Source organism: Kitasatospora sp. NPDC032121, assembly GCF_055580145.1.
This window is the reverse complement of the sequence record NZ_JBVILX010000005.1, coordinates 436,656-454,457: the sequence shown is the minus strand read 5'-3', so window position 1 is coordinate 454,457 and position 17,802 is coordinate 436,656. Positions and strand designations below refer to the sequence as shown.

Annotated in this window: 12 protein-coding genes; 10 read left to right on the top strand and 2 right to left on the bottom strand. The window is 74.3% G+C overall.

Going from position 1 to position 17,802, the window contains the following annotated elements; all coding sequences use genetic code 11:
- Nucleotides 1–118: 118 nt before the first annotated feature.
- On the bottom strand, nt 119–844 hold the full coding sequence (locus ACZ5OX_RS17925; RefSeq protein WP_465630845.1) for a maleylpyruvate isomerase family mycothiol-dependent enzyme: 726 nt from the start codon (nt 842–844) through the stop codon (nt 119–121).
- Between the two features lie 250 nt (nt 845–1,094).
- Here ACZ5OX_RS17925 and ACZ5OX_RS17920 point away from each other — a divergent pair, with 250 nt between their 5' ends.
- The 3 genes from ACZ5OX_RS17920 (at nt 1,095) to ACZ5OX_RS17910 (ending at nt 4,475) form a co-directional block, all read left to right on the top strand.
- Nucleotides 1,095–2,075, top strand: coding sequence for a DUF1702 family protein (locus ACZ5OX_RS17920; protein ID WP_465630843.1), 981 nt, complete (start codon nt 1,095–1,097; stop codon nt 2,073–2,075).
- Between the two features lie 64 nt (nt 2,076–2,139).
- Nucleotides 2,140–3,114 carry a DUF1702 family protein gene (locus tag ACZ5OX_RS17915; RefSeq protein ID WP_449793484.1) on the top strand — a complete coding sequence of 325 codons (975 nt, stop codon included), beginning with the start codon at nt 2,140–2,142 and terminating at the stop codon, nt 3,112–3,114.
- Nucleotides 3,115–3,116: 2 nt separating this feature from the next.
- Nucleotides 3,117–4,475, top strand: a complete 1,359-nt coding sequence (locus ACZ5OX_RS17910) for a cytochrome P450 (protein ID WP_392870653.1) — start codon at nt 3,117–3,119, stop codon at nt 4,473–4,475.
- A 162-nt stretch (nt 4,476–4,637) separates the two neighbouring features.
- On the opposite strand, the gene ACZ5OX_RS17905 is transcribed toward ACZ5OX_RS17910, so the two are convergent.
- Complete coding sequence (locus tag ACZ5OX_RS17905; protein WP_465630842.1) at nt 4,638–5,417, bottom strand: helix-turn-helix domain-containing protein; 780 nt, start codon at nt 5,415–5,417, stop codon at nt 4,638–4,640.
- A gap of 449 nt (nt 5,418–5,866) precedes the next feature.
- Here ACZ5OX_RS17905 and ACZ5OX_RS17900 point away from each other — a divergent pair, with 449 nt between their 5' ends.
- The 7 genes from ACZ5OX_RS17900 (at nt 5,867) to ACZ5OX_RS17870 (ending at nt 17,546) form a co-directional block, all read left to right on the top strand.
- The gene (locus tag ACZ5OX_RS17900; protein WP_465630841.1) at nt 5,867–6,397 is read left to right on the top strand and encodes a DUF5987 family protein; all 531 of its coding nucleotides are present in this window, start codon (nt 5,867–5,869) and stop codon (nt 6,395–6,397) included.
- The gene (locus ACZ5OX_RS17895) at nt 6,394–8,049 is read left to right on the top strand and encodes a GMC family oxidoreductase N-terminal domain-containing protein (protein ID WP_465630840.1); all 1,656 of its coding nucleotides are present in this window, start codon (nt 6,394–6,396) and stop codon (nt 8,047–8,049) included. Before ACZ5OX_RS17900 ends, ACZ5OX_RS17895 begins: the two co-directional genes overlap by 4 nt.
- A gap of 126 nt (nt 8,050–8,175) precedes the next feature.
- Entirely contained in the window at nt 8,176–9,243 is a 1,068-nt protein-coding gene (locus tag ACZ5OX_RS17890; RefSeq protein ID WP_465630838.1) for a carboxymuconolactone decarboxylase family protein, read from the top strand.
- Nucleotides 9,244–9,413: 170 nt separating this feature from the next.
- Nucleotides 9,414–15,425, top strand: coding sequence for a type I polyketide synthase (locus ACZ5OX_RS17885; protein WP_465630836.1), 6,012 nt, complete (start codon nt 9,414–9,416; stop codon nt 15,423–15,425).
- Nucleotides 15,425–15,922: an acyl-CoA thioesterase gene (locus ACZ5OX_RS17880; RefSeq protein WP_392870671.1), complete on the top strand. Its 498-nt coding sequence runs from the start codon at nt 15,425–15,427 to the stop codon at nt 15,920–15,922. Before ACZ5OX_RS17885 ends, ACZ5OX_RS17880 begins: the two co-directional genes overlap by 1 nt.
- A 98-nt stretch (nt 15,923–16,020) precedes the next feature.
- Nucleotides 16,021–16,497, top strand: a complete 477-nt coding sequence (locus ACZ5OX_RS17875) for a flavin reductase family protein (RefSeq protein WP_465630896.1) — start codon at nt 16,021–16,023, stop codon at nt 16,495–16,497.
- Nucleotides 16,498–16,514: 17 nt separating this feature from the next.
- Complete coding sequence (locus ACZ5OX_RS17870) at nt 16,515–17,546, top strand: NAD-dependent epimerase/dehydratase family protein (protein ID WP_465630834.1); 1,032 nt, start codon at nt 16,515–16,517, stop codon at nt 17,544–17,546.
- Nucleotides 17,547–17,802: the final 256 nt, after the last annotated feature.

Genomic DNA, 17,802 nt, shown 5'->3' with positions numbered 1-17,802 from the left:
CCTTCCCCTTCCTTTCCCCCCCCCCCCCCCCCCCCCTCCCCCCCCCCCCCCCCCCCCTCCCCCCCCCCCCCCCCCCCCCCCCCCCCCCCCAGCGCCGTTCTGCCGGCCGCGGAAGGGTCTAGCGCCCGGCCGCCGTCTCGACGGGCCGCGCCGGCGGCCGGAACGGGCCCCAGGTGAACGCGGGCAGCCAGGCCTGCGGCGCGTCGCTCCACGCCAGTTCGGCGATCTGGTCGAGCGAGCGCCGGCCGGTGAGCGAGCGCAGCAGGTCGTGCCGGTGCCCGCGCAGGACGGCGGCCGGCTCGCCGTCGCCGGCCAGCCACTCGGCCCCCGGGGCCTCGATCCGCAGCGTCGGAAGCCCCTGCGTGCGCACCGCGTTGGCGAAGCCCCGGACGACCAGGTCCAGCGACGAGGGGTAGGACGGGTGGTCGGGGACCGCCGCCTCCCCCAGCGCGGCCCGCAGGTCCATCTCGTGGGTGAACGCGTCCATCATCAGCATGGTGTGCCGCAGTTGGGGGGACTCGGTGAGCACCCGCTCCACCGGGGCGTCCAGCCGCGCCCACTCGGCGAGCAGGCCGTCCAGGCCGTCGCCGGAGTCGGCGTGCGGGACCTCCCACAGGTTGCCGGGCGCGTCGGCGGCCACCGTCCGGCAGACCTCCAGCAGGTGGCCGACCAGGTCCAGCACGGTCCAGTCCGGACAGGCGGGCACCGCGACCCCGGCCACCCCGGGCCGGTCGCCCAGCAGCGCCGTGATGTTCTCCCGGGAACCGCGGTAGGCGAGGTGGTCGGGCGCCCGGTCCCAGAGCGACCCGGGCGCGGCCTCGGCGTTCCGCTGATACGTGCTCATACGGCTCTCCTTCGGTGGGACGACCTTGACGGGGACGGACCGACGACGCCGGGAACCCGGTCTCGTACGGGCCGGCTCCATTGTGGGCCCGGGATCCGGGCCCCGGGCCGAACGGACGGAACGCGGAGCACTCCCGAAGACGCGGGTCCGAAGACGGGCCCCGGAAACGCAACCGTGGAGATGCGGGCCGTGACGTGACGTCAGGAGCATGGAGGAGCCGTCAATTCCCGATGTGAGCCTGGGAGGGATCGTGCCGACGACCTTGGGATCGCTGCGCCGACTGGTACTGACACCGTCACTGGCCTCGGTGACCTTCGCCGGGCGCGGGTTCCCGGTGACACCCACGGAGTCCACCGAACGGCTGGAGGCGGTGCCCCGCGCGGTGGTCTGCGGCTTCGAGTGGGGGATCGACGCCCGCAGCCAGTGGGAGGTCGAGCGCCGCCTCGCCCTGGTCGAGCCCGAACAGCGCGGATTCGCCTACGAGGGCGCCACCATGGCCTTCACCGTCCTGGACGCGATGGGCCGGGGCCACCGCACCCGGGACCTGCTGGCCGGTCCCGGGCAGCCGCACATCTTCCTGGCGTACATCGGCATCGGCTTCGCCATGGCGCGGCTGCCGCGGCCGCTGTGGCGCAAGGTGCTGCCGGACCTCGCCGGGACGCCCTACCACCCGACGATGAGCTGGCTGGCCGTCGACGGCTACGGCTTCGACCTCGCCTACTTCCACACCCGGCGCTGGGTGGACGGGCCGCGCCGGCCGAAGCCGTACCCGTGGCAGGGCGCGCCCGAGTACTTCCCGCGGGCGTTCGACCAGGGCGTCGGACGGGCCCTGTGGTTCATCCACGGCGGCTCGCCGGCGCAGGTCGCCGACGCGGTGCGGCGGTTCGACGCGGACCGGCGGGGCGACCTGTGGAGCGGCGTGGGCCTGGCCGCGACCTTCGCCGGCGGCGGCACGGCCGACGGCCTGGCCGGGCTGTGCGAAGCGGCGGGCCCGCACCGGGCGCAGCTCGCCCAGGGCTCGGTGTTCGCCTCCAAGGCGCGCGCGTACGCCGGGTTCGTCCCCGCGCACTGCGAGACCGCCTCGACGGGCCTGACCGGCCTGTCGGTCGAGGCGGCCGTGAAGGTGGCCGACGACTGCGCGGTGGACGACCGCGCCCCGGGCGCCGCCGGCGGTCCGCCCCCGTACGAACGGTGGCGGGCGAACGTGCGCGCCCACTTCGGCGACGCCTAGGCCCGGTGCGAAGCAGCCGCGGGGCGGATCGGCCGCCCCGCGGGAGACCTGAGAGGAGTAAGGCGTGTCCACTGCATGGCGGACGCTCCGACGTCGAATTCTCACTCCGAGCACCTCTGAGACGCTCATGGAAACACGTGGTTTCCACCGGAAGTCGCCGGCCGCCCAGGAACTCCTGGAGACGGTCGGCGCGCGCTTCCTGGAGGGCTACGCGCACGCCGTGGAGGCCCGCAACCCGGCGGAGGCGGAATACCCGCTGGAGGAGATCCCGGACCGGTTCCGCGGCTTCGCCTACGAGGGCGCCGGAATGGGCTTCGCCATGCTCGACGGGCTGCGGCTGTCCGGCGGCGGCTCGGTGGCCCGCTGCCTCCAGGGCCGCGGCGCCGACCACGTCTACATGGTGTACGTCGGGATCGGCTGGGCGATGGCCCGGCTGCCGAGGTTCCTCTGGCCCGACATCGACGCGCTCGACCCGCTGCTGCGCTGGCTGGTGCTCGACGGGTACGGCTTCCACCAGGCGTACTTCCGCACCGACCGGTACGTCCACCGGCAGTACCGGGACCCGGCGTTCCCCTGGCCGGCCCACGACGCCCCGTCGTACGCCGGCCGTGCGATCGACCAGGGCATCGGCCGGGCCCTGTGGTTCGTCGGCGGCACCGACCCGGACCTGGTCGCGACCATGATCGAGAAGTTCCCGGAGTCCAGGCGCTCCGACCTCTACGGCGGGGCCGGACTGGCGGCCACCTACGCCGGGGGCGTGGACGAGGCCGAACTGTGCGCGTTCCGGGACCGGGCCGGCGAGCACCGGGCGATCGTCGCGCAGGGCAGCGCGTTCGCGGCCGAGGCCCGGATCCGGGCCGGACTGCTGGTGCCGCACACGGAGTTGGCCACCCGGGTGTTCTGCGGCATGGGGCCCGTCGAGGCGGCCGCGGTGACCCAGGAGCTGCGGCCGACCGAGCCGGTGCCGGGCCCGGTGCCCGCGTTCGAGCTGTGGCGCCAGGCCATCGCCGACCGCTTCCGGAACGTCGGGGGGTGCTAGCCGTGGCCGCCACCCGGAAGGTCCCGCCGGGCCCGCCGCGCCGGGCCGCCCCCGTCCTGCTGCGCAGGCTGGTGGGGGACCGGCTGGAGATGATGCGCGCCGCCGCGGCGGAGTACGGCGACGCGGTCCGGATCTCCATGGGCCCCAAGACGCTCTACTTCTTCAACCACCCCGACCACGCCAAGCACGTGCTCGCGGACAACGCGGCCAACTACCACAAGGGGATCGGCCTGGCCCAGGCCCGACGCGCCCTCGGCAACGGCCTGTTGACCAGCGAGGGGGAGCTCTGGCGCAAGCAGCGCCGGCAGATCCAGCCCGCCTTCCAGCACAAGCGGATCGTCCAGCAGGCCGGTGCCGTCGCGGAGGAGGCGGCCAAGCTGGTCGGCCGGCTGCGGGCGCACGAGGGAGGCGGGCCGGTCGACGTGGTCAAGGAGATGACGGCGCTCACCCTCGGGGTGCTCGGCCGCACGCTGCTCGACGTCGACCTCAGCGCCTTCGAGGCGGTCGGGCACGACTTCGAGGCCGTGCAGGACCAGGCGATGTTCGACATGGTCACCATGGGCATGGTGCCCGGCTGGGTGCCGCTGTCCAAGCAGCTCCGCTTCCGCCGGGCCCGGCAGGACCTGCAGGGGGTGGTCGACCGGCTGGTGGCGGAGCGGGTCTCCCGCGACGGTGCCCGGATCGAGGGGGAGGACGCGCTGTCCCGCCTGATCGTCGCCACCCGGCAGGAGCCCGACCGCGCCGTGGCCCGGCAGCGGATGCGCGACGAGCTGGTCACGCTGCTGCTGGCCGGCCACGAGACCACGGCGAGCACCCTCGGCTGGACCTTCTACCTGGCCGACCGGCACCCCGAGGTGATGGACCGGCTGCACGCCGAGGCCGTCGAGGTGCTGGGCGACCGCCTGCCCGAGTTCGAGGACCTGCACCGCCTGCGGTACACCTCGATGGTGGTGGAGGAGGTCATGCGGCTCTACCCGCCGGTGTGGATCCTGCCGCGGCAGGCCCAGGCGGACGACGAGGTCGGCGGGTACCACGTCCCGGCCGGCGCCGACGTGCTGATCTGCCCGTACACCCTGCACCGCCACCCCCGGTTCTGGGACGCCCCGGAGCAGTTCGACCCGGAGCGCTTCGACCGGGACCGGGCGGTCGACCGGCCGCGCTACGCCTACATCCCGTTCGGGGCGGGGCCGCGCTTCTGCATCGGCAACCATCTCGGGCTGCTGGAGGCGACGTTCACGATCGCCATGGTCGCCCGGGAGCTGCGGCTGAGGAAGGTGCCGGGCCACCGGGTGGTGGCCGAGCCGATGCTGTCGCTGAGGGTGGGCGGCGGCCTGCCGATGACCGTGCACCCGGCCGGCTGACCGGCCCGGGGCCGCACGGCGGAGCCCCCGCGACCGTCCCTCCGGGGATCGTCGCGGGGGCTCCGTGTGTGGGCACCGTGTGTGGGCACCGTGTGTGGGCTCCGGGCCCGGCTCCGAACGCTTCGCGGACGCGCGTTCGAAGCCGGGCCAGGGGCCGCGGGCTCAGGCGGTGTCGGTGATCGGGGCGGCCCGCGCGGTCAGCGCCACCGCCCGGGCGTCCAGCAGGGCCAGCAGCACCGGCGGGTCGAGGACCCGGGCCTGGCGCAGGCGGAGCTCGATCGGCAGCAGCGGCACGTCCGGCCGCACCTCGATCGGTCCGACCGATCCCACCGAGACCGGGCGGTCGCCCGTCAGTACCTCGTCGAACGCGGCCGGGACGGAGTGCGCCAGCAGGAACCAGGTGCCGGCCGGCACCTGGTCGAATAAGAAGACGCCGGGGCGGGGGAGGACGGTACACGCGGCGGGCCGACCCTCGGGGACGCGGGTCGGGAACAGTCCGACGTACACCCGGCCGAGGTCCCCCGCGATGGGGGCCCGGATCTCGCCGCGGAAGGTCGAGAGTTCCGTGCTCAGGGACAGACCGCGCGGGTCGACCTCGATCCGGGGAGTGAAACCCCCGAGCTGGCGGTAGACGGTGGGGGGGACGCCGACGCTGCTGGCGAACCGTGAGCTGAAGGTGCCGACGCTGTTGTACCCGACGCGGTGGCTGATCTCGGTCACCGTGAACGACGTTTCGATGAGGAGGCGCTTGGCCGTTTCGAGGCGGATGGCGGAGAGGAAGCGCCTCGGCGAAACCCCGGTCATTCGCTGGAATTCACGGGAGAAGTGGAATTTGCTGTACATGGCGGCCTGCGCCATGTCGTCTATGGTCAGCAGCTCGCCGATGTTCTCGTGCATGGTCTCGATGGCCCGGGAAACAGCTTGCTCGATGGCAGTTGTCATGATTGACTCCAGCTTCTCCGCCGCACCTGCGGATGAACAGAGATTCCACCCTTGCGATGATCGGGAACGAAAGTCGCGGCCGCGCTGACAGGCCGACTGACGAGGTGCCAGGCAAGCGAAGGGAGGCCCCCTTCGGTAAAGGCGAAGCTGAGAAGTGTCGCCGGCCATAGCAAGTGACGACCGTAGCAGCAGGCACATGACAGACGCAATGGTCCGGTGGCACGTGCCCTCGGCATGCCCATCCGGTGAGATGTCCCGGAATTCATGTTTGAACGGCTCCGGAGGCCATCAGCAACACAGGAGATGCTTGCGAGGGCGTATTGCGCGCACGATGCCACTGTCGCGTATGCGAATCGGGACGGCCGGTGCGTGCCGGGCCCGCTTTCCGACAAGCCCCTGAGGAGATGCCGGTGGGCTCGCCTACCTCAGATCGACACGATTACCGGACCATGACGCTCGAAGCGTTCGCGGACACGATCGTCCCGGGCGAGAAGCGTTCCCCCGACGACCGGGCGGTGGCCGGCGCCTCGACCGGCGGCGGCGCCGTCCAGGCGGGCGCCATCGAGTTGCTGGAGATGCCGGCGACCGGACTGTCGGACGCCCTGGACGACTACGAGCAGGCCCTGAACCGCCACGCGAGCGCGTACGCGGACGACCACGGCCTGCGGCTCGACGACTCGGTGCCGCCGTTCGTCGCGCTGCCGTTCGCGGACCGGACCGGCCTGGTGCAGGAACTGACCGGGAAGGAGCACCAGGAACGTGAACTGTGGGTCCTGCTGGCGCTGTTCGCCAACATGGCCTTCGACACCGCCGCCCACATGCACACCGCGGACGCGCTCGCGGCGGGCCACCCGGGCCTCACGGCGATGGGGTTCATGAAGCCGGACGAGGACGGCCTGTGGCGGTTCCCCGACTTCTCGTACGGCAAGCAACTGGCCGATCCCCACCCGGACACCACGTCTTCAGGGAGTCCCGCATGACAAGCACCGAGAGCACCGACGTCCTGATCGTGGGCAGCGGCTTCGGCGGCGCGATCGCGGCGTACCACCTGGCGGCCGGCGGCGCCAAGGTCACCATCCTGGAGCGCGGCCCCTGGCTGAAGGCCGACGACTTCGACCACGACTTCCTGCTCGGCTCCTCGTACACCCGGATCTTCGACTTCGTGGTGGGCGACGGCATGAGCCTGCTCGGCGGCAACTGCGTCGGGGGCGGCAGCGTGGTGTACTTCGCCGCGATGCCGCGCGCGCCGCGGTTCGTCTTCGAGCGCCGCGGCAGCATCGGCCGGCGGATGTGGCCGGCCGCCATCGACCGGGACGTCCTCGACCCCTGGTACGACCGGGTGGCCGAGGCACTGCCCATCACCCAGCAGGACTGGAACGACGTCACCTACTCGGGCGGGTTGTTCGCCGCGGCCTGCGAGCACGCGGGGCGCACCGCCAACCCCGTCCCGGCCGCCATCGACCGGGCGAAGTGCACCAACTGCAACTGGATGATGTCCGGTTGCCGCTTCGACGCCAAGCGCTCCCTGCTGCTGAACTACCTGCCGGCCGCCCTCGCGCACGGCGCCGAGATCCGGCCGCTGCACGAGGTGCAGCAGCTGACCCGGACGGACGACGGCGGTTACCGGGTGCACTACAGCGTCGTCGACGACGAGGACTACCGGGTGCACGTCGGCAGCGGCACGATCGACGCGAAGATCGTCGTGCTCGCCGCCGGCGCCGGCGCCACCCCGGTGATCCTCCAGCGCTCCGAGGCGGCCCTGGGCGAGATGCCGCACGCCGTGGGCCGCTACTTCTCCGGCAACGGGGAGCGCCTCAACACGGCCATCGTCGACGAGGACAAGGCCCGCGACCTGCTGGGGCTCAAGCGCTCCGACGGCCCGGCGTTCCGGGCCAACCAGATCGGCAAGGGCCCGGTCGTGGCGAGCTGGGACAACCTCGACGGCTCGCTGCCGGAACACTCCCGGTTCTCCCTGGAACAGCTCTACTTCCCGCCGGGGTTCGGCACCATCCTGGCGCAGGTGCCCGACGCGAGCGGGCCCAGCTGGTTCGGCGTGGAGAAGAAGGAACTGGTCCGGCAGTGGCAGTCCTGGCTGACCGTCTTCACCATGATCGAGGACGACAACGAGGGCGTCTTCGGCCCGCCGCCGCCCACCGGCAACGCGCAGCGGATCTCCCAGCAGATGCTCGGGCGCGGGCCGATCTCGTACCGGCCGACCGCCAACACCCTGCGCGCCTGGGCCGATTCGGACGCCGTGGTGAAGGACATCCTGGAGCGCGACGGACTCGCCCGCGTGATGCCGTGGACCAACGACCTGGTGGGCGCCTACACGGTGCACCCGCTGGCGTCCTGCCGGATCGGCGACGACCCGCGGACCTCGGCGCTCGACGACCGGCAGGAACTGCGCAACCACCCGGGCATCTTCGTCACCGACGGCTCCGCCGTCCCGGGGGCGCTCACGGTCAACCCCGCGCTGACCATCTCGGCGCTCGCCGAGCGCGCGATCCCGGGCATCGTGGCCGCCGCACAGCAGCGCGGCGTGAACGTCAAGTACGGCGCGCCCGCGCCGGACGGCGCCACCAGCGGCCGGCGCGGCGTGCAGGTGCAGCTGCCCGGCCTGATGCGCCGGTAGCGCCCGGCGCCGACCGGACTTCCCGACCGGACTTCCCGACCGGACTTCCCGACCGGACTTCCCGACCGGGCTTCCGGACCGGGTTTCCGGACCGGGCTTCCAGACCGAGCTTGGAGGAGGACGCACATGACGACGCCGTTCCTGCGGCCGGCCCTGCGCAGGTCCATGGCGCAGGTCCACCGGGTCGCCCCGGTGCGGCCGGCCGACGCGGGGAAGGAGGTGGCCGGCGTCTTCGCGGAGGTCGAGCGGGAGTTCGGCATGCTGGCACCGCCGATCGGCCTGCACGCCGCCTCGCCGGCGGTGCTCGCCGCCTCCTGGGTGATGCTGCGGGAGACCCTGGTCGCCGGCGGGCGGGTCGACCGCGCGACCAAGGAGGCGGTGGCCGCGGCGGTCTCGGCCGCCAACTCCTGCCCGTACTGCGTGGAGGTGCACGGGACGACGCTGGCCGCGCTGCTGCCCGGGGTGTCCGCCCCGGGCAGCGCCCGGGCGGCCGTCGAGGCGTCGGCGGACTGGTTCCGGGCGGACCGGGACCAGGGCGCGCCGCCGCCGTTCTCCGCGCAGGCGGCGCCCGAACTGGTCGGGGTGGCGGTCACCTTCCACTACCTCAACCGCATGGTCAACCTGTTCCTCGCGCCGAGCCCGCTGCCGACCGGACTCCCGGCGGCCGCGAGATCGGCGGCGAGGGCGGTCCTCGGCCGGCTGATGCGCCGCAGCGCGCGCGTCGCCCCGCCGGCCGGGACCTCGCTCGACCTGCTGCCCTCCGCGCCGCTGCCGCAGGACCTGCGCTGGGCGGCGGGCACCCCCAGCGTGGCCGGCGCCTTCGCCCGGGCGGCCGCCGCGATCGACGCGGCGGGGGCCAGGTCGGTGCCGGACGGCGTCCGCGCCCTGCTGGCCGACCGGCTGGCCGACTGGGACGGCCGGCCGCCGGGGATCAGCCGCGGCTGGGTCGAGGACGCCGTGGCGGCCCTGCCCGGGGACGAGCGTCCGGCGGGCCGGCTGGCCCTGTTGACCGCCGAGGCCTCGTACCAGGTCGACGACGGCCTCGTCGCCGAGTTCCGGCGCGGCCGGCCCGGCGACGCCGCGCTGATCGAGCTCACCTCCTGGGCCGCCCTTTCGGCGGCCCGGGAGCTGGGCGCCCGGCTCGCCGACCGCGTCCCCACGGCCGCCGGACAGGGCCCGACAGACAGGCCCTGACCCCGCGCACGGCCCGCACACCCGAGGCTCCCGCACCCGAGGCTCCCGCCGACCGGCGGGAGCCTCGGCGCGTTCCCGGCGAAGCCCCGGCCGGCCCCCGGGGAAGCCCCCGGCCGGCCCCCGGAAAATGACGCCGTTATCGAATAGCGGCGGCGTGGAATCACACCGTTATGGAAAAGCACCGCCCCCCACCAGGCGGAAAGCAAACTCGGAGAAGACAGCCGGACGGTCGCCGCCGCACTATTGACGACAGTGCAGGCGTGTCGAGTCGGCAACAGATTTGCCGTCAATTCATCTCCATGGGTGGTGAATACGTGAGCAGTGAGCGGATCGCTATCGTGGGAATTGGCCTCCGTTACCCGGACGCCAATTCGGCGAGCGAACTGTGGGAGAACGTACTGGGTGGTCGGCGGGCCTTCCGGCGGCTGCCGGACGAGCGCATGAACCAGGCGGACTACTGGTCGGAGGACCGGAGCGCGCCCGACCGGCACTACACGAAAAAAGCCGCGGTCCTGCGGGACTACGCCTTCGACCGCATCAAATACAGCGTCGCCGGAAGCACGTACCGGGCGACCGACCTGACGCACTGGCTGGCCCTCGACGTGGCCGCCGAAGCGCTCGCCGACGCCGGATTCCCGGACGGTTCCGGACTTCCCCACCAGAGCACCGGCGTGGTCGTCGGAAACAGCCTCACCGGGGAATTCTCGCGGGCCAACATCATGCGGCTGCGGTGGCCGTACGTGCGCCGCACGGTGGCCGCCGCGCTGACCGGCCAGGGCTGGTCCGAAGGGGACGTGGCGAAGTTCCTCCAGGAACTGGAACCGCAGTACAAGGCGCCGTTCCCCGCCATCGACGAGGACTCGCTGGCCGGCGGCCTCGCCAACACCATCGCCGGCCGGATCTGCAACCACTTCGACCTGCGCGGCGGCGGCTACACGGTCGACGGGGCCTGCTCCTCCTCCCTGCTGTCCGTCGTCACCGCGGCGAAGGCCCTGGCCGACGGCGAACTGGACGTGGCGGTCGCCGGCGGGGTCGACCTCTCCATCGACCCGTTCGAGGTGATCGGCTTCGCCAAGACCGGCGCCCTCGCCACCGGCGAGATGAAGGTCTACGACCGGGACTCCAACGGCTTCTGGCCCGGCGAGGGCTCCGGCATGCTCGTCCTGATGCGCGAGCGCGACGCGCTGGCGCAGGGCCGGCGGATCTACGCCAGCATCAGCGGCTGGGGCGTCTCCTCAGACGGCAAGGGCGGCATCACCCGGCCCGAGGCGAGCGGGCACCGGCTGGCGCTGACCCGCGCCTACCACCGGGCCGGCTACGGCGTCGAGACGGTCTCCTACTTCGAGGGCCACGGCACCGGCACCGCCCTCGGCGACGCGACCGAGATCGAGGCGCTGTCCTCCGCGCGCCGCACCGCCGACCCGACGGCCCGTCCGGCCGCGCTCGGCACGGTCAAGGGGAACTTCGGGCACACCAAGGCCGCCGCCGGCGTGGCCGGCCTGATCAAGGCGACCCTCGCCGTGCACCACCAGGTGATCCCCCCGGGCACCGGCCACCTCGACCCGCACCCGGGCCTGCTCGGCGACGAGGCGGCCCTGTACGTCCCGCGCCAGGCCGAACTCTGGCCGGCCGACCAGCCGGTCAGGGCCGGGGTGTCGGCCATGGGCTTCGGCGGGATCAACACCCACGTCGCCGTCACCCAAGCCCCCGGCAGCACCCGGCGCGAGGCGCTCGACGAGCGCACCACCGGGCTGGTCGCCGGCCGCCAGGACGCCGAACTGCTGCTGCTGGACGGCCCGGACGCGGCCGCGCTGCGCACCGAGCTGACCGGGCTGCTCGACCTGGTGCCGAAGCTGGCCCAGGCCGAACTGGCGGACCTGGCCGGCACATTGGCCGACCGGCTGTCCGGCGGCCCGGTGCGCGCCGCCGTCGTCGCGACCAGCCCGGACGACGCCGTGCGCGGCCTGGAACGGCTGCTCTCCCTGCTCGACTCCGGTGCGCGGGAGGCCTTCTCGGCCGGCGAGGGAGTCTTCCTCGGCCGCGCCGGGACCGCCCCCCGGATCGCCTACCTCTTCCCGGGCCAGGGCTCGGGCCGCGGCGCCGTCGGCGCGATCCGGCGCCGGTTCGCCACGGCGGAGGAGGTGTTCCGCTCCTCCGCCCTGCCCACCGGCGCCGACCAGGTCGCCACCCAGGTGGCCCAGCCGCGCATCGTCACCGGTTCACTGGCCGCGCTGCGGGTGCTGGACGCGCTCGGCATCCGGGCCGACACCGCCGTCGGCCACAGCCTCGGGGAGCTGACCGCCCTGCACTGGGCGGGCGCGCTGGACGAGGAGCAGGTGGTGCGCCTGGCCACGATCCGCGGCCAGGTGATGGCCCGGGCCAGCCACGGCGGCGGCGCGATGGCCGGCCTGGCGGCCACCCCGGAGCGGGCGGCCGCCCTGTCCGCCGGACTGGACGTGGTCGTCGCGGGCTACAACGGGCCCCGGCAGACCGTGCTCTCCGGCCCCGCCGAGGCGGTCGACGAGGTGTGCCGCCGGGCCGCGGCCGAGGGCGTCACGGCGACCCGGCTGAACGTCTCGCACGCCTTCCACTCGCCCCTGGTCGAGCCGGCCGCGGTCGCGATGGCGGCCGAACTGGCGGAGTTCGACTTCAGCGAGCCGGTCCGCCCGATCGCCTCCACCGTCACCGGCCGGCTGCTGGACCCGTCCGCCGACCTGCGCGAGGTCTTGCGCGAGCAGGTCCTGCTCCCGGTCCGCTTCCAGGAGGCCGCCACCGTGGCGGTCGACGGCGCCGACCTGGTCGTGGAGGTCGGCCCGGGCCGGGTGCTGTCCGGCCTGCTGGCGGAGATCGCACCGGACCGCGCCACCCTGGCGGTCGACACCGACAGCGCCTCGCTCGGCCCGCTGCTGAGGATCGCCGGCGCCGCGTACGTGCTCGGCGTGCCCGTCCGGACCCAGGCGCTGTTCGGCGACCGCCTGCTCCGGCCGCTGCCCGCCGACGGCGCGATGACCTTCCTGGCCAACCCCTGCGAGGCGGCCCCGGCCATCGACGCGGAGCTGGCCGCGCAGGACGGCGGCCAGGCCGTGGACGCGCCCGCCGGACAGCCCGGGGCCGCGGAGACCGGTGCGGACTCCACCTTGGAGCTGCTGCGCAGGCTCGCCGCCGAGCGGGTCGAGCTGCCGCTGGACTCCGTCACCGCGCAGACCCACCCGATGGACGACCTGCACCTGAGCTCCATCACCATCGGCCAGATCGTCAACGACGTCACCCGGGCGCTCGGCCGGCCGGTGCTCGCCGCGACCCCCAACTACGCGACCGTCGACCTCGGCGGGATCGCGGAGCTGATCGACCAGCTGGCGGACACCGCGCAGGACGGCGGCGAGTCGGCGGCCGAGGTCGCCGGCGTGGCCCCGTGGGTGCGGCCCTTCGCGGTCGAGCACCTGGAGGCCGCCCGGCCCGCCCTGCCGACCCCGGCGGCCTGGCCGCAGTCCGGCCCCCAGGACTCCGCCGGAGCCTGGACGGCGTACAGCACGCCCGGCCACCCGCTCGCCGAGCCGCTGCGCACCGCGCTCGCGGCGGCGGGCCTCGGCGACGGCGTGCTGCTCTGCCTCCCGGACGCGTGCGGACCGGACGACGCGGAACTCTTCCTGACCGCGGGTCGGGCCGTGCTGGCCGCCCCCGAGGGCACCCGGCTGGTCGTGGTCCAGCACCGGCTCGGGGCCGCCGGGCTGGCGAAGACCCTGCACCTGGAGCACCCGTCCGTCCCGACCACGGTGGTCGAGCTGCCCGACACCGCCCCCGAGGGCGCGGCCCGCGAGGAGGCGGTGGCCCGGGTGGTCGCCGAGACCGCCGCCACGGCCGGCTTCGCGGAGGTCCGGTACCAGCCGGACGGCCGCCGCACCGTCCCGGTGCTCCGGCCGCTGCAGCTGCGTCCGGCGGCCGAGGGCCAGTCCCCGCTCGACGCCCGGGACGTCCTGCTGGTCACCGGCGGCGGCAAGGGCATCACCGCCGAGTGCGCCATCGCGATGGCCCAGGACTCCGGTGCGGCCCTGGCCCTGATCGGCCGCGCCGATCCGGCCGCCGACCGCGAACTCGCCGGGAACCTCGCCCGGATGGACGCCGCCGGCCTGCGCTACCGGTACGCCCGCGCCGACGTGACCTCGCCCGAGGAGACCGCCGCCGCGGTGGCCCTGCTGGAGAGCGGGCTCGGCCCGGTCACCGCGGTGCTGCACGGCGCGGGACGCAACCAGCCGGCCGCCCTGGACGCGCTCACCGTCGAGGACTTCCACCGGACCCTGGCGCCCAAGACCGAAGGCCTGGAGGCCGTCCTGGCGGCCGTCGAACCCGACCGCCTGAAGCTGCTGATCACCTTCGGCTCGATCATCGGCCGGGCCGGACTGCGCGGCGAGGCGCACTACGCCACCGCCAACGACTGGATGACCGAGCTGACGCTTCGGTTCCAGCAGCGCCACCCGAAGGCCCGGGCGATCGCCCTGGAGTGGTCCGTCTGGTCCGGCGCCGGCATGGGCGAACGGCTCGGCGTCGTCGAGGCGCTGATCCGCGAGGGCATCACGCCGATCTCCACCGACAACGGCATCCAGGTGCTGCGCGAGGTGCTCGCGGACCCGTCGGCCGGCCCCGTCCTGGTGGTCAGCGGCCGGGCCGGCGGCCTGCCGACCCTCACCACCGCCCGGCGCGAGCTGCCGCTGACCAGGTTCGTGGAGCGGGTGGTCGCGCACCACCCGGACATCGAGCTGATCACCGAGACCGAGCTGACCGAGGGCGGCGACCCGTACCTGAGCGACCACCGGCTCCAGGACGACCTGCTCTTCCCGGCCGTGCTCGGCATGGAGGCGATGGCCCAGGTCGCCGCCGCGGTGAGCGGCCACCAGGGCCCGCCGCTGCTGGAGGACGTCGAGTTCCGCCGCCCCGTGGTGGTCCGGCCGGGCGGCTCGACCACCATCCGGATCGCGGCCCTGGTCCGGGACCCCGAAACGGTCGACGTGGTGCTGCGCAGCGAGGGCACCGACTTCGCGGCCGACCACTTCCGGGCCAGGCTGCGCTACCCCAGGACCGAGGTGCCCGACACCCCGGTGCCGGACGGGTTCGGCCTGCCGGCGGTGCCGGTGGACCCGGTGACCGAGCTGTACGGCAGCGTGCTCTTCCAGGGCAAGCGGTTCCAGCGCCTGCTGGAGTACCGGCGGGCCGGCGCCCGGCACGCGCTGGCGGAGATCTCCACCACCGCCCAGGCGCCGTGGTTCGCGGCCTACCTGCCGCAGGACCAGCTGCTCGCCGACCCCGGCACCCGGGACGCGATGATGCACGCCATCCAGTGCTGCGTGCCGGACGCCACCCTGCTGCCGCAGGGCATCGAGCGGCTCTGGCTGGCCGATCCGGCCGACCAGGACACCGAGTACGTGGTGCTCGACGCCAGGGAGCGCTCGCAGGACGGTGACAGCTACGTCTACGACGTCGACGTGCGGACCCCGTCCGGGAAGGTCGTCGAGCGCTGGGAGGGGCTGACCCTGGTCGCCGTCCGCAAGCGCGACGGCGCCGGCCCGTGGGTGCCCGCGATGCTCGGATCGTACCTGGAGCGCGGCCTGGAACGGGTGCTGGGCGGCAACCGCGCGGTCGTCGTCGAACCCGCGGCGGACGCCACGGCGGAGACCGGCGCCGCGGACGGCGACCGCAGGGCCCGCACCGAGACCGCCCTCGGCCGGGCGCTGGGCCGGCCGGTGGAACTGCGCCACCGCCCGGACGGCAAGCCCGAACTCGCCGGCGCGCCCGGGCTCGAAGGAGTCACCGTGTCGGCCTCGCACGGCCCCGGACTCACCCTGGCGGTGGCCGGGCGGGGACGGCTCGCCTGCGACGTCGAGACCGTCCTGGAGCGGACCGCCGAGGACTGGGACGCGCTGCTGGGCGCCGGCCAACTCGCCCTGCGGGACCTGCTGGTGGCCGAGGCGGGCTGCAGCCCGGCGGTGGCCGGCACCAGGGTCTGGAGCGCCCTGGAGTGCCTGCGCAAGTCCGGTGCGACCACCCAGGCGCTGACGCTCGACCGCGTCCACCCCGGCGGCTGGGTCGTGCTGTCCGCCGGTGATGCGGCCGTCGCCACCTGGGTGACCACCGTCAACGACCGCACGGAGCCGGTGCTCTTCGCGGTCCTCGTCGGGAAGGAGAACTGATGTCGTCCTACTACGAGATCCGGCACACCGTCGGATTCGAGGAGACCAACCTCGTCGGCAACGTCTACTACGTGAACTACCTGCGCTGGCAGGGGCGTTGCCGGGAGATGTTCCTCAAGGACAAGGCGCCGGGGGTGCTCGCCGAACTGCAGGACGACCTCAAGCTGTTCACCCTCAAGGTGGAGTGCGACTTCTTCGCCGAGATCACCTCCTTCGACGAGCTGTCCGTCCGGATGCGCCTGGAGGAACTGACCCAGACCCAGATCCAGTTCACCTTCGACTACCTGCGGATCGACGGCGAACAGGAGAACCTGGTCGCCCGCGGCCGGCAGCGGATCGCGTGCATGCGCGGGCCGAACACGGCCACCGTCCCCGCCCGGGTGCCCGAGGAACTGCGCCTGGCGCTGGCCCCGTACGCCGAGGGGCCGGCCGTCGCGCGGGCCCTCGCGGCGCAGGCCGCGCCCGGCGGGCCGGTGGAGACGGGGCGGGCGCTGTGATCGGCAACGGCCGGCTGCCGGTCAACGCCCGGCCGACGGACGTACGGAGGCCGGCCACCGAGAACCGGGCCGTCCTGCCGGGCGCCCTGCGCGAGACGATGGCCAGGTTCGCCACCGGGATCACGGTGATGACCACCGGCGGCGAGTACGTCCACGGGATGACCGCCAACGCGTTCAGCTCGGTCTCCCTGGAACCGCCGATGGTGCTCTGCTGCGTGGCCCGCTCCGCGACCATGCACGAGGCGATCACCGTCACCAGGTCATTCGCGGTCTCCGTACTCGGCGCCGAACAGGAGCCGCTGGCACGGTACTTCGCGAACAAGGGCAGGCCGCGCGGGGCCGAGCAGTTCCACGGCCTCGACTGGCAGCCGGGACCGTTCACCGGTGCCCCGCTGCTGGCCGGCTCGCTGGCCTGGCTGGAGTGCAAGCTGGCCGAGCAGTACGACGGCGGCGACCACTCCATCTTCCTCGGCGAGGTGCTGGCCGCGGACTGGGCCGACGACCGGCAGGCGCTGCTGTTCTACCGCGGCGCCTTCCACCGGGGCATCGGCGCGGACCCGGACGGGATCGGCTGAGCGGGGGGATGGGCTCGATGTTGGTGAGCGTGACCGGCGGCACCGGGTTCGTCGGCATCCACTCCGTCGCGGCGATGGTCCGCGACGGGCACCGGGTGCGGATGCTGGTCCGCGACCCGGCCGCGGCGGAGCGGGCCCTCGGCCTGCTGGAGGTGGACCCGGGCGCCGTCGACCTGGTCGTCGGGGACGTGACCGACGAGGGCGGCGCGGCCCGCGCGGTGCGCGGCGCCGACGCCGTGCTCCACGCGGCCGCCGTGTACTCCTTCGACAGCCGGCACAACGCGCGGATGCGCCGGACCAACGAACGGGGGACGGAACTGGTGCTGGCCGCCGCCCGCCGGTCGGGCGCCGACCCGGTCGTCCACGTCTCCAGCATCGTCGCCCTGCTGCCGTCCCCCGGACGGCCGCTCGGGGAGCACTCCCCGGTCGGCCGTCCCCGGGACACGTACATGGCGACCAAGGCCGCGGCCGAGCGGATCGCCCGGGCCCACCAGCGGGACGGCGCGCCGGTGGTCATCAGCTACCCGCCCGCACTGCTCGGCCCGCGGGACCCGGGGCTGGGCGACCAGAACGCCCGGCTGCGCAACGCCCTGCGCGGGCTGATGCCGATCTGGCCGCTCGGCGGCTTCCCGGTCGGCGACGTCCGCGACACCGCGCGGCTGCACGCCAGGCTGCTGACCGCGCCGCGGGCCGGCTCCGACCGGCACTTCGGGCCCGGCCACCACCTGCCCACCCGGCAGTACGTGCGGACCCTGCGGGAGGTCACCGGGCGGCGCCTGCCCGCGGCCTTCCTCCCCGCCCGGGCCATGCTGCCGGTCGGCGCCCTGGCCACCCTGCTCCAGCGCGGCTGGCCCTGGCACATCCCCGCCGAGTACGGCGCCGTCTACACCTGCGCCTGCGCGACCCCGGTCGACCCCGCCGCGAGCACCGGCGGGCTGACTCCGAGGCCGACCGCCGAGACCATGGCGGACACGGTGCGCTGGCTGCACGCCCAGGGCCGGCTGACCGCCGCCCAGGCCGGCCTGCTCGGCGGGGACGGGAAGGTGTGAGGCGGAGGGCCTGAGGGGGAAGGCCTGAGACGGAGGGCCTGAGGCGGAAGGCCTGAGACACCTCCGACGGCCATCCTGGCGACCATCCTGACGGCCGGCCGCGGCGGACCCGAGTCCGCCGCGGCCGGCCGTCGGCCGTTGCCGGTGCCCGGGCGACGGGCGCCGGCGTCCGCCGCGGCTCGACGCGTCCGCCGCCTGCTCGACGACCCCACCGCTCCCGTAGCACCCTGACGGGATCCTGCAGTTCCCGTCCCCC

Excerpts from the sequence above, each read along its gene's own strand:
- ACZ5OX_RS17900 (WP_465630841.1), top strand. The coding sequence starts at position 5,867 with ATGACGCTCGAAGCGTTCGCGGACACGATCGTCCCGGGCGAGAAGCGT.
- ACZ5OX_RS17890 (WP_465630838.1), top strand. The coding sequence starts at position 8,176 with ATGACGACGCCGTTCCTGCGGCCGGCCCTGCGCAGGTCCATGGCGCAG.
- ACZ5OX_RS17905 (WP_465630842.1), bottom strand. The coding sequence starts at position 5,417 with ATGACAACTGCCATCGAGCAAGCTGTTTCCCGGGCCATCGAGACCATG.
- ACZ5OX_RS17875 (WP_465630896.1), top strand. The coding sequence starts at position 16,021 with ATGGCCAGGTTCGCCACCGGGATCACGGTGATGACCACCGGCGGCGAG.
- ACZ5OX_RS17870 (WP_465630834.1), top strand. The coding sequence starts at position 16,515 with ATGTTGGTGAGCGTGACCGGCGGCACCGGGTTCGTCGGCATCCACTCC.
- ACZ5OX_RS17895 (WP_465630840.1), top strand. The coding sequence starts at position 6,394 with ATGACAAGCACCGAGAGCACCGACGTCCTGATCGTGGGCAGCGGCTTC.
- ACZ5OX_RS17880 (WP_392870671.1), top strand. The coding sequence starts at position 15,425 with ATGTCGTCCTACTACGAGATCCGGCACACCGTCGGATTCGAGGAGACC.
- ACZ5OX_RS17885 (WP_465630836.1), top strand. The coding sequence starts at position 9,414 with ATGGAAAAGCACCGCCCCCCACCAGGCGGAAAGCAAACTCGGAGAAGA.
- ACZ5OX_RS17925 (WP_465630845.1), bottom strand. The coding sequence starts at position 844 with ATGAGCACGTATCAGCGGAACGCCGAGGCCGCGCCCGGGTCGCTCTGG.